This window comes from Aeromicrobium sp. (genome assembly GCF_014378035.1).
Classification (GTDB): Bacteria; Actinomycetota; Actinomycetes; order Propionibacteriales; family Nocardioidaceae; genus Aeromicrobium.
Window position 1 is genome coordinate 1 of sequence record NZ_JACMOM010000286.1, and the last position, 11683, is coordinate 11683.

9 protein-coding genes and 1 pseudogene are annotated in these 11683 nt (G+C 65.8%); 6 read left to right on the forward strand and 4 right to left on the reverse strand.

Annotation, left to right across the window (positions count from 1 at the left end; all coding sequences use genetic code 11):
* The coding region (locus H7290_RS14605) for a tyrosine-type recombinase/integrase (protein WP_290514749.1) at positions 1 to 728 on the forward strand (728 nt) is incomplete at its 5' end.
* Positions 729 to 799: 71 nt separating this feature from the next.
* On the opposite strand, the pseudogene H7290_RS14610 reads toward H7290_RS14605, so the two are convergent.
* A pseudogene (locus H7290_RS14610) lies at positions 800 to 1539 on the reverse strand (transposase); the annotation flags it as partial.
* A 418-nt stretch (positions 1540 to 1957) separates the two neighbouring features.
* Between H7290_RS14610 and H7290_RS14615 the strand changes: the two are divergent.
* Positions 1958 to 3061: a substrate-binding domain-containing protein gene (locus H7290_RS14615; RefSeq protein ID WP_290514750.1), complete on the forward strand. Its 1104-nt coding sequence runs from the start codon at positions 1958 to 1960 to the stop codon at positions 3059 to 3061.
* Positions 3062 to 4288: 1227 nt separating this feature from the next.
* On the opposite strand, the gene H7290_RS14620 is transcribed toward H7290_RS14615, so the two are convergent.
* Positions 4289 to 5311 (reverse strand): ABC transporter permease, encoded by a 1023-nt coding sequence (locus tag H7290_RS14620; RefSeq protein WP_290514751.1) that lies wholly within the window; start codon positions 5309 to 5311, stop codon positions 4289 to 4291.
* Between the two features lie 122 nt (positions 5312 to 5433).
* The gene (locus tag H7290_RS14625; RefSeq protein WP_290514752.1) at positions 5434 to 6960 is read right to left on the reverse strand and encodes a sugar ABC transporter ATP-binding protein; all 1527 of its coding nucleotides are present in this window, start codon (positions 6958 to 6960) and stop codon (positions 5434 to 5436) included.
* 314 nt (positions 6961 to 7274) lie between these two features.
* Here H7290_RS14625 and H7290_RS14630 point away from each other — a divergent pair, with 314 nt between their 5' ends.
* The 4 genes from H7290_RS14630 (at position 7275) to H7290_RS14645 (ending at position 10702) form a co-directional block, all read left to right on the forward strand.
* Positions 7275 to 8669 (forward strand): aromatic ring-hydroxylating dioxygenase subunit alpha, encoded by a 1395-nt coding sequence (locus H7290_RS14630; protein WP_290514753.1) that lies wholly within the window; start codon positions 7275 to 7277, stop codon positions 8667 to 8669.
* Positions 8669 to 8908 carry a hypothetical protein gene (locus tag H7290_RS14635; RefSeq protein ID WP_290514754.1) on the forward strand — a complete coding sequence of 80 codons (240 nt, stop codon included), beginning with the start codon at positions 8669 to 8671 and terminating at the stop codon, positions 8906 to 8908. Before H7290_RS14630 ends, H7290_RS14635 begins: the two co-directional genes overlap by 1 nt.
* A gap of 124 nt (positions 8909 to 9032) precedes the next feature.
* The gene (locus H7290_RS14640) at positions 9033 to 9800 is read left to right on the forward strand and encodes an SDR family oxidoreductase (RefSeq protein WP_290514755.1); all 768 of its coding nucleotides are present in this window, start codon (positions 9033 to 9035) and stop codon (positions 9798 to 9800) included.
* Between the two features lie 11 nt (positions 9801 to 9811).
* Entirely contained in the window at positions 9812 to 10702 is an 891-nt protein-coding gene (locus H7290_RS14645) for an SMP-30/gluconolactonase/LRE family protein (protein ID WP_290514756.1), read from the forward strand.
* Positions 10703 to 11002: 300 nt separating this feature from the next.
* Here the strand turns inward: H7290_RS14645 and H7290_RS14650 are convergent, their stop codons facing one another.
* Positions 11003 to 11635, reverse strand: a complete 633-nt coding sequence (locus tag H7290_RS14650; protein ID WP_290514757.1) for an alpha/beta hydrolase fold domain-containing protein — start codon at positions 11633 to 11635, stop codon at positions 11003 to 11005.
* Between the last annotated feature and the right edge of the window lie 48 nt (positions 11636 to 11683).

Here is an 11683-nt window from a genome sequence, read left to right on the forward strand (position 1 = left end):
TCGACATCCCGGCCAAACGTCACCACCGCACCGACCTGACCTACCTCACCGCACCCGAGGTCACCGCGCTGCTCGCCGCCCCGGAGCAGGACTCCGCTGCAGGTCAGCGGGACCACGCGATGATCCAACTCGCCGTCACGACCGGGCTGCGGGTCAGCGAGCTCACCGCGCTCACCCCCGCCGACGTCCACCTCGGGACAGGGCCGCACGTCGCCTGCACCGGGAAAGGACGCAAGCGCCGCATCACCCCGCTGGACCAGCAGACCGTCGCCACGACGCGCCGTCACCTGACCGGCCTGCCCGCCGACACACCGGTGGTGTTTCCCACCAGGACGGAGACCCGGATGAGCACCGACGCCGTCGCCCGGCGGCTCACCCAGCACGTCACCGCCGCCGCGACGTCCTGCCCGACGCTGGCCACCAAGAACGTCACCCCGCACGCCCTGCGCCACACCGCCGCCATGCGGCTGCTCCAGGCCGGCATCGACATCACCGTCATCGCGCTCTGGCTCGGCCACCAGAGCATCGAGACGACCCAGATCTACCTACACGCCGACATGAGCACCAAGGAACGCGCCCTGGAGCGCACCGCACCAACCGGCGTCCAGCCCGGCCGCTACCAGCCGGCCTCCGACAAGCTGCTGACCTTCCTGCAGAGCCTCTGGTTATGCCGATCGGCAGCGCATCCACGCCTGCCACCACTACGTGCGAGCCCCACGTCGACATAACTAGCACGTCGTCATAAAAGGGGGGTTATGCCGACGTCAACGCTTAGGGCAGTTGTTCGGCGGACGCACTGCCTGTAGCCGGTGAACCCGTCCATCGCGACGATCTCGACACCGGCCCGCAACGCCGGGGGTCTGGTCCTGGGCCTGCAGCCAGGTGGTGAACACCGCCTTCGACCGGCCGGAGACCATGTCCAGCAACCGAACTGGGCCCGTACCGTCGCAGACCGGGGTGAGGTGGATGATCACCGTGGCGAACTTCCCACCGTGGTGGGTGTCGCGCCAGCAGTGCTCGTTCACCCCCAGCACCCGCACCCCCTCCAGCCTCGATCGGTCGTCGATCAACAACGCCCGGCCGGCGGTCGGGACGACGTCGTTGACGGTGTGCCAGGACACCCCGAGGCCCTCGACGGCCCGGGCGATCGCCATGCGGTCGACGACGACCGACTTCAGCGCCCAGAGCACCGCCGACCTGCTTAGCTTCGACCTCGGTGCCGCGACGGCGGCTGTGTCCTGACGCCACGCGTGACCGCAGCCGGGGCACCGGTAGCGGCGCACAGATACGTGCAGCAGCGTCGGCCGCCACCCCACCGGGACGTGCGTCAACCGCCGGACGACGGTGTCCCGCGGCCCCCCGAGCTGCTCGCACCGGGTGCACCAGCAGGACCGCTCGGTGACGTCGTCAGGCTCCACCACCCGGCACGCCAGCACCCTGTGACCGGTGCTGACCTGCTGACCGGTCATGGTCAACCCGAGCCGAACGCATCAAGCAGAACGCATCAAGATCAGGACAGTCGAAAGTAGGGTCATCCACATCGAAGTCTTCCGGATGGACGGCGTCAGAACCACCATCATCGGGGGACATCGACCCTCACCCCCGCACCGGCGCGCGCCAGCGATTACACCCTGGATTGCGACGAGCCAGATGCGTGGCAAACACCGCTCGATAGTTGGCGCAACAAGTAACCTTGGCCGCAAGTTGTCGAATTGGCGATGACGGATTTGACGCAACTCTGAACTTGGGTCACACTTCAGAAAGTGCACGATGTGACCCGCGTCACCGGCAGTTTCGGCCGAGGGCATCCAGACACCATCGACAGGCGGACGCCCGGGCGCACCACGGTGACCTGGTGGGTACGCGACGTACCACTGGAGGCCATCACCTCAACTCCGACGACAGGAATCACAGAATGCGCAATAAGAACAGGGCACTGGGAGTTCTCGGGACTTTCTTGGCCTTCGCCATCACGTTCACGGCCACGGCGTGCGGTGGCAATGCCGATACCGGAAGGTCCGCACAACAAGCCGCGACCCAGCGACCCAACGCCCAGCAGGAAGCGGCGGCGGCCATCGAGCCCTTCCTCGCCCCACCGACGGATATTCCCGTCAATACGCCGCTGGCAAAGAAGCCCGCGGGTGGCAAAACAATTATTATCAGCGAAGATCCGGCGGCGGTGTCACGCAAAACCAACGACGGATTCGAAGTGGGCGCAAAGATGCTCGGGTGGACCGTAAAGCGACAGCCCATCGGGACGGGTCCCGAGGACGCAGCCAAGGCGTTCGACGCCGCGTTGGATCAGAAGCCTGACGCTATCAACATGAGCGGTCACGCCGCTTCGACGCTTCGCGCGCAAGTCGACCGCGCTAAGAACATGGGCATTCCAGTACTCCTTACTGATGTCTCCGACCCAGTCGGCAGCGATGGTCTAGTGCACGTGATTGGGATCGATGACGCAAGCCAGACCGGCCCCTGGGGCACAATGAGCGGGGACTACGCGGTGTCGCAGGGGGCCAAGAACGTCCTCGTCGTTGACCTGTCATTTTTCCCGGCACTCCATGCCTACAGCGAATCAGTCGCCAACCGCGTCGGGAAGCTGGGAGGGAAGGCAACGATCATCGACACCACGCTCACTGAATTTGTAGGCGGGAAAATTCCGGCCAGGGTCGTCAGCGAAATCCAGCGCAACCCCAACATCGACTGGGTACTGATGTGCCTCGGCGACATGAGCACCGGCCTAAACGCCGCCCTCAAGGGCGCCGGTTTCGCGGACAAGGTGAAGGTCGGTGGGGAGACCGCCAGCACCGCTAACGTGTCAGCGCTCAAGGCCGGCACAGAGAGTGCGTGGACCGGCTTCCCTGCCGAAATCCATGGCATGTACCGCGTCGACGCGCTGGCCCGAATCCTCAACGGTGAACCGCTCGTCAAGGGTTACACCAGTTTGCCCACCCAGATGTTGACGGCCAAAAATATCGGGACAGCTCCGGTCGACAGTGGGGGCTACTACATCGGTATTCCAGGTTACCGCGAGTACTTTGCGAAGCTATGGAAACTCTGACGCTCAGACACTGAAGACAGGCGCCCCGCTGGTCATTGACCACTGGGGCGCCGTCACGTTCTGCGGATACGGTCTAGTCAGATCCACCGAAGGTTAGACAGGACCGTGGCATGGCCATCACCAAGCATGACAATCTTGTACTGGCGCAACACTACGGCGCTTCGTCTTTCAAACTCCGACCTACCAGCGGCAGTCAGGCCGCTACGCGCCGCGCCGCCACCTCCGCGGGCTCGCGCTGCACCTCGTTGAGGCGCTCCATCAGCCCGACCACAAGGCGGGTGCGCGTGCTGGCCCGTGTTGTGACTGAAATGCACCACTAGGTCCTCGTGGCTACGAGCCGTCCGGTTGAGCGCCGGCTACGCCCAACTTTGTGGCCCTGCGAGTGCAGCCCACCCAGTGCCTACCTGGCATTCGTAGCTCAACGTCCGTGCGTCGTCCCTACCCCGCACAGAAGCACGTCTTTGGTGAGATCAACCAATGCTAGAACCAGCATTGTCGGCGAGTCGGCCGCCGTCACTTCAGTCATTCTCGGTGGGACCAGCCAAGCTTGCGCAACTGACACGCGTACTTGATCTGCATATCGTCGACTTGTTGAACCACGGCCAAACGTGAGGCGTGGCGGGTCGGTCGATGTGCTCTCGTTCCCCGACATGAGATCTAGCGGTGTCTAGCACCTGGGCCATCCGGCGCAACGTCGTGTTCGTCATCCGCAACAGGGTCCAGCTAGCCGCCACCAACTGGCCCTGTCCCGCTCAAGGAGCAAGCCCGTTTCCGGTGCCCGGACTCGCCTACGCACCAGCCGTACGCGGTCGTGACCGACGATTAGGCGCCATTGCCAGTTCGACTTGAGCTTGCGGGCCGCGTGGTTGCAGCGGGCAACGTCCCGACCTGGGATCTGAGCGACCGCCGGGCGTGGCCCGGTCGCGCTAGTCGAACTTCTCGACCATCGGCGGGGTGAGCGGCGTTAAGTCCGAGGAAGTTCTGCCTTACGATTGGCGCCTCAGCAAGGTCGCTAGCGATGACCGGGATCAAGTCGACCCGCGGGTTTTCGCCGAGTCGATCCGACCGCCCCTTGTCGAGGTACGTAGCTCGGCTGCCGTCGACGTTGCTCCGACGGGCGCCCAACGCAACGAAGCCAAAGTTGCACTGGTGGCGAAATGAGCCTGAGCCACCAAACAGCCGCCGGCCACAGGGCTCGGCGGCTGCTCATCGGGCGGGACACAGCGATTAAACGCGGCGCGCCGTTCGTGCGGCGAGAGCCACAGCGATAATGAGGGCCGCACCGTTGAAGAGGTCATTAACGTAGACCGGCGCACCCGCGAGCTGGAGGCCCTTGACCCCGGTCGCCAGCAGGTATATCGCGAGGAGCGTACCGAGTACGTTTACTCGACCCGCCTTGATCTGGGTGGACCCCAGGAACACCGCAGAGAACGCCGGCAGTAGGTAGGACGGGCCAATGTCGGGCGAGGCCGTGCCTAGACGAGCGGCAAGCACGACGCCCGTGACACCCGCGACGAAAGACGACGCGACGAGAGAGCCGAACACAATGCGGTCCACCCGGACGCCGGCCAAGCGAGCCGCCTGCGGGTTGCCACCGACGGCGTAAAGGTAGCGCCCGACCGGCAGAAACTCGACAAGAACGTAGATGAGCGCCGCCACGACGAGCATCAGGTAAAACGGCATCGGCACGCCGAGGATCTGCTTCGTGCCCAAGTCCAGGAACGTGGCGTTGAAACCTTCGGTGATCTGCTTACCGTCGGTAATCCAGTACGTCGCCGCGATAAGCAGGCTGCTCATGCCGAGGGTGGCGATGAACGAACTGACCCGCAGGTGGACGACGACGTAGCCGTTAACCGCGCCAATGAAGGTGGCGCCCGCAAGGGCGACCAAGCCCGCCACGACCGGGCTGTGTCCCTGCACCTGCATGTACGCCGTCAGCGCGACCGAGACTCCGAGGACACCGGCGAACGACAGATCGAACACGCCCGCGGCGAGGGGGATGATGATGCCCAGGGCGAGCATCGCGGTGATCGCCTGGTCACCTGCGATGATCTTCGCGTTGCTGGTCGTGAGAAACGTGTCGGGGACCCACAACGCGAAGATCAGGAGCAGTGCGCCCCACACGTAGACCCCGCTGAAGCGCTCCAGCCCGAATGTGAGCTGCCGTCGGGGCGCGAGCTGTGGTGGGCCGACGTGTGCGGGTAGGTCGGCCTCGACGACCAGGTTTGCCGACGAGGCCGCGGCTGCCACGGGCTCGCCTTCCTGCCCCACGGTCATAACTGTCCCATCCAATGGATGCGTACCGTCGCCGCGGCTCCGCCCGCGTTTGGGGGCGCTGTCATCGGTCAAACTGGTGGCCCGTTCGTTGCGCTTCATGCCGCCGCTCCCTGGTTGGCGCCGATGGTCGCGGCAGTGATCCGGTCTGGATCGATGTGAGGGCGTCGGAGGACTTCCGTGATCCGCCCTGCACGCAGCACTACGACTCGCTCAGCCAGTCGGGTGAGCTCGGTGTGATCGGTCGAGACGACGATAACCGCAGCTCCCGCCGCCGCCGCTGCTTCGACGAGGTCGTGGATGTCGGCCTTGGCCCCCACGTCGACGCCCTGCGTCGGCTCGTCGAGCAGGAGTACCGCAGGGCGCAAACGCATCCAGCGGGCCAGCATCACTTTTTGCTGATTGCCGCCGGACAAGGTCGCAAGCTGACGCTCGGGGTCCGGCGGGCGAACGCCAAGCTTCTGCAACCAGGACGTCACCTCGGCGACCTCGCGGCTCCGGTTCAGCAGCCCGAACTGTAGGAAATCCTTCGGCCTGACGATGGAGACGTTCTCGCACAGCGAGGAGTCGAGGAAAGCTGCATTGGCGTGTCGCTCGGCGGGAACCAGCGCCACCCCCGCGCTGATGGCTTTGTCGGGCCGGTTCGGCGCAACCTCCTTGCCCAAGACAGCAACGCGGCCTGTTCGCTCGATGCCGCCGAACAGCGCAAGTGCCACCTCCTCGCGGCCCGAACCGGTGATGCCGGCCACGCCAATCACCTCACCGGCCCAAAGATCGAGGTCAACGCCGTCCAGGACGGTGGAGCGCACGTTGCGCGCGACCAGGACCGGCGCGTCGCTGCGCTCGACCGCGGCAGCATTCGGGGTATCGAACTGCTCAAGAGTGCGCCCGATCATCAGAGCGATAAGAGCGTCCTCGTCGAGCCCCTCGACCGGCCGGGTCACGACGTGCCGGCCGTCGCGCAGGACCGTGACGGAGTCACACAAGGTGAATACCTCGTCCAGGTGGTGCGACACGAACAAGACCGCCACCCCGCGGTCGCGCACCGCCCGGACGACCTCAAACAGCCGGGTGATCTCTGCTGCCGGCAGGTTCGCGGTGGGCTCGTCGAGCACCAGAACACGGGGCGGAGTGGACCGAGGAGACAGCGCACGGGCTAGGGCGATTGCAGTGCGCTCGCTGATGACAAGATGACCGGTGGGCGCGTTGACGTCGATCTCGTAGCCAAGATCATGCAGCGCAGCCTTCGCCATCCGGCGCTCGCGCCGCCAGGAGATGAGCCCGACCCCGTTGCGCTGATAACTATGGCCCATCGCGAGGTTGTCACACGCATCGAGCGTGGGCACCAGACCGAGGTCCTGATGGACGAAGCGGAGCCCGGCGTGGTCGCCGGCCCCCGGCACGCCGAGCGCAAGTGGGTGCCCGTCGACGAGCACTTCGGCACCGGAGTCCGGAACATGATATCCGGCTAGCACCTTGATGAGGGTCGACTTGCCGCAGCCGTTCTGGCCGACGAGTGCGCGTACCTCCCCCGGTTGCAGCTCAAGGTCGACGTCAATGAGCGCGCGCTGCCCGGTAAACGTCTTGTACAAAGCACGCACCTGCAGTGCTGCCGTCTGCGGCATCCGGCTCTCCCTGGGACGTGTGAGTGGATGGGGGACGTGCGCCGCAGATCAACACACTTACGAGACATTGACTGCAGTAAGTTGCGACTGTATCTCGCGTCAGACATCTACGCCAGAGCTTTTTTCAACCGGTTTCACCAGGGTGCCGATCCAGAGCCTTACAAAGTCCCGATCCCGCACCGCTGATCGCGCACTTTCATAGGCACATCACCGATAACCCGCGCCCACCGCCCGCCCCGGCTTGACAGGTAAGTACTAATGAGGTCAAGTTACTTGGAGCTGACGCCCACCCCGCCTGACCTCAGGGAGCCCACATGACCATGTCCGAGGCGCCGGAGCGGCGTCGCACCCCCGGCCTGAGCTGGTACGACCTCGTCCTCGAGGACGAGCGCCCCGTGCCGGAGCACCTGCGCGAGCGGCGCCACTACACCGCGACGGCCCAGCAGGTACCGGTCGAGCGTTACACCAGCCGGGCCTGGCACGAACTCGAACGCGCCCACCTGTGGCGCAAGGTGTGGCAGATGGCCTGCCGCGAGGAGCACCTACCCGAGGTCGGGAGCTATGTCGTCTACGACATCGCAGGTGACTCCTATCTCGTGGCACGCACCCGCGACGGAAGCATCAAGGCCTACATCAACGCCTGCCTGCACCGGGGCCGCGCGCTCAAGGACGCCGACGGCCGGTGCAGCGAGTTTCGCTGCTCCTTCCACGGGTTCACCTGGAAGCTCGACGGGACGCTCCGCTACCTGCCGGCACAGGGGGAGTTCCCCGACATCGAGGCTGACCGAGACGCCTGGCGGCTCCCCGAGGCCAAGGTCGGCACCTGGGGCGGCTTCGTTTTCATCAACCCCGACCCCGCGGCCGAGCCGTTCGAGGACTTCCTGGGCGACATGCCCGAGCACTTCCGACTGTGGGACTTCGAGAACCGCTACGTACAGGCCCACGTCGCGAAGAAGATCCGATGCAACTGGAAGGTCGCTCAGGAGGCCTTCGACGAGGGCCTGCACCTGGTAGGCACGCACCCTCAGTCGGCCCCGTACGTCGGAGACAGCAACAGCGCCGTCGACGTGTACGGCAACTACTCGCGCCAGATAAGCCCGTCCGGGACGCCGTCGGACGACCTGCCCGTCGATCCCACCGAGCGTGACATCATGGCGCGCATGCTCGACGTCCGCGAGGGGGAGGAGCTCCCAATCCCGTTCTCGCAGCGCACGACTGCGCGCGACAGCATGGCCGCCGCCGCCCGCGAGCGTTGGCGCGAGGTGCTCGGTGACGCGGCCGACGAGGTCTCCGATGGCGAGTTCGTCGACCACTGGAACTATGCGATCTTCCCCAACCTGCACCCGTGGGGGGCTTACAACCGCATCGTCTACCGCTTTCGCCCGAACGGCGACCGACACGACGAATGCATCTTCGAGGTCATGTTTGTCACCCCGTTTAGCGGCGAACGACCGCCGCCGGCTCCCGTCCGGCGGCTCGATCTTGATGACTCGTGGACGCTCGCTACCGAGCTGCAGACGCTCGCCCTCGTCATGGAGCAGGACACCTTCAACATGACGTCTGTGCAGCGTGGTCTGCAGACCACGCGTCGGACCCACCTACTCACGTCGAACTTCCAAGAGGGCCTGGTGTCCTGGCGCCACGACCTGCTCACCGACTGGGTCGAGCGCACCGCCAATAAGGCGGCGGGCGGCGGGACGGGCACGTAATGGAAACGCCCGGTGGCATCCGTCACCCGCTCAACCCCAAAGCGCTCTACACGGCCGACGAGGACGGCACGGTCCGCGTCACGATGGGAACCCGCTGGGGACGGTTTCGTAAGGACGGTCGGTGGCTTGAAGGCGCGATCTTCGAGGCTGATCCCGAAATGTGCTTGTGGGTCGCCGCACCGCGTCCCGAGGGGCACCACCGCCTCAGCCGGCTCATGGACATGCCCGGTGAGCGCTGATCGAGGTCCCGCACGAGGCGGCTGCGGCCCCGGACACCAGCTCGGCGAGTTGCCGGTCGGCGATGGCCAGAACGGTTCTAAAGAGCCTCATTCAGCGATCGTCCGACCAACGAGGGAGCACCAGATGGACCTAGGTCTTGCAGGCAGGCGCGCCCTCGTGTCGGGCGGTAGCCAAGGAATCGGCTGGGCGGTCGCTTCACGACTGCTACGCGAAGGTGCAAGCGTCGCGATCTGCGCGCGCAACGAGCAGGGCGTCGCCACCGCAGTCAAAGAACTCTCGCGGACGGGAGCTGTCGTCGGCCACGTCTGCGACTTCAGTGACGAGGACGCGGTGCGGCGCTGGGTCGACCTCGCTGCGGAGGCGCTCGGCGGCATCGATATCGTCGTCAGCAACGCCAGTGCCAGCGGCCAACACGGCACCGGCCCATCTCCCTGGGAGGTGAACTTCCGCGTCGACGTCCTCGGCTGCGTCGCACTCTGCGAGGCCGCCAAGCCCTATCTTGAGCGGTCGGACGCGGCGGCCATCGTTCAGATCGGGACGAGCACTGCCATCGAACATCACGATGTGCCGATCAGCCCGAGCTACGGCGCGTTGAAGGCCGCGACGATCAACTACATGGCACAGCTTGCGCAGCGCTGGGGGCCCGAGGGGATCCGAGCCAACACCGTCTCCCCCGGACCGATCCTGATTGAGGGGCGGAAGTGGGACAGCCTCCGCGAGCGCCGGCCGGAGATCTTCGAACGCGACCGCGACGCGCACCCGACCAAGAGAATGGGTACGGCCGAGGAGGTTGCGAACATCGTGGCCATGCTCGCCAGCCCAGCTGCAAGCTGGGTCAACGGCGCCAACGTGATGGTCGACGGCGGCTTCACGAAGCGAGTGGGATTCTGACCGGACCAGAAGTGCTGCACGCCGGGAGGGACCAGCTCGGAGAGTGCCCGGTCTGGGATGAACGGCACGGGATCCTCTACCGCCTGGACGTCGTTGAGGGCGCAGTCCTCGCGCTCGACGTATCAACTGGCCAGGAGCAACGATTCGACCTCGGCTGCCACGTTGGCAGCCTGGTGACCAGGGATGACGACCGTGGGTTGATTGTCGCAGCGGAGCAAGGGTTCGCTGCCCTCGACACCGACAGCGGAAGTCTGACGCCTTTGGCGTCCGTCCGCGCAGGTGAGCTGAGCCAAATGATGAACGACGGCAAGTGCGATCCACAGGGCCGATTCCTGGCTGGGACGATGCATCCAGCCGCGCTGCCGGGTCACGGAGCCCTGTTCCGGTACGACCCTCCCGCCGGGGCCGTGTCGCTGATCGAGGGTGTCGGCATCAGCAACGGCCTGGCGTGGGACAGCCTCGGCACCACCCTTTACTACATCGACTCGCTGCTCGGTCGCGTCGATCGGATGCGTTATGACGGTGAGTCCGGACGGGTCTTCGACCGTCGGCCCGCGTTCGACCTGGGAAGCTATCCCGGCATGCCCGATGGGATGACCAGCGACGCCGAGGATTGTTTGTGGATCGCCTTCTGGCGAGGTGGAGCTGTTCGTCGGTTCGACCCCACCGGTCATCTGCTGACGGAGATCCGATTACCGGTCACGCGTACGACCAGCTGTTGCCTGGGCGGTGACGACCTGAGCGAGCTCTACATCACCACGGCACGCCGGAGCCTTCGCGGCGTCGCTACAGACGCCAACCCGCTCGCGGGTGCCGTCTTCCACTGTCGGGTTGAGGTTCCGGGGCTTCCTGCCCATCGCTGGCGGCCACCGCATCAGACGACCGCACGACAAACGGGATGAGGTCGACGGTTTTCGAGCATCCGCTCACGGGCGCTCCGCCGCGCAGCGAGAATCCGCCGCGATGACGGCGCCCCGCTGCTGACGGCCTCGGACCCGTGCCACGCCCGGGGGTCACGCACAGCTCGATCGGCACGTCCGCCCGAGCGAGGTTCTGCGCGAACGCGAGGTCCTCGTCAAAGAAGCCGTCGATGGTGCCGACGTCCATGAACACGGGGGCATTCCACGGAGCTGATCGACGGTCGCCCGGGCGGGAGCCGCGTAAAAGGGAATCTCGTCGCCGACAGCCGATCGGTAGGCAGCTCACGCCAACCGGTTCACATCAGAGCGCCATACCTTCCGAACTGTCATCCGATCCATCGACATGCGTCCGGCGCGGTCATCGATCATCGGTAAGTAGGCGACGCCCCCCGGATGCCCCCGATGCTCCTGTCGCGCGCGGCCAACGCGGTGGCTACGGCGAGTCCACCGCCGGCGCTCGCGAAGACGAGGAGCACCGACCCGAGGCGCACCGTCGCCCTGCTGAAGAGCCGCGACGCAGTCCTCAAGGTCTGACGGGTAGCGGGCTTGCGGTGGGAGACCGTACGCGAACGCCCGAACGACAACGCTGTGCTCGGCCGCCATCCCGCCGCAGTGCGCGTCATCCTGCTTCGGCTCGCCGGCGATCAGGCCGCCACCGTGGATCCACAGGATGCCACGGTCCGTAGCGGCGTCCGCGGTGGTGAAAACGCGCGTCCCGTCCTGTTCCACCGTGCGCGACACACCGTCGCGCAACCGCATCCCCGGCACCGCGGCGAGCAACGCCCAGATCTGGCTCTGGACAGCGTCGACGCCCGCTGCCGCGTCAATGTCCGGCCAGGTGTGAAGCAGCGCAATGGACTCGGGACCAGCGAGAGCCTGGAGCTCGGCCACGGCTTGCGCGGGACAAGGGGACATCTTCTCCCTGCCATAGCCCTTCGCACTCGAGCGGCGTGGTGCCCCCAC

What these genes read in the sequence shown, in the direction of transcription:
- H7290_RS14650 (WP_290514757.1), bottom strand. Translation starts at nt 11,635, where the DNA reads ATGTCCCCTTGTCCCGCGCAAGCCGTGGCCGAGCTCCAGGCTCTCGCT.
- H7290_RS14635 (WP_290514754.1), top strand. Translation starts at nt 8,669, where the DNA reads ATGGAAACGCCCGGTGGCATCCGTCACCCGCTCAACCCCAAAGCGCTC.
- H7290_RS14640 (WP_290514755.1), top strand. Translation starts at nt 9,033, where the DNA reads ATGGACCTAGGTCTTGCAGGCAGGCGCGCCCTCGTGTCGGGCGGTAGC.
- H7290_RS14630 (WP_290514753.1), top strand. Translation starts at nt 7,275, where the DNA reads ATGACCATGTCCGAGGCGCCGGAGCGGCGTCGCACCCCCGGCCTGAGC.
- H7290_RS14625 (WP_290514752.1), bottom strand. Translation starts at nt 6,960, where the DNA reads ATGCCGCAGACGGCAGCACTGCAGGTGCGTGCTTTGTACAAGACGTTT.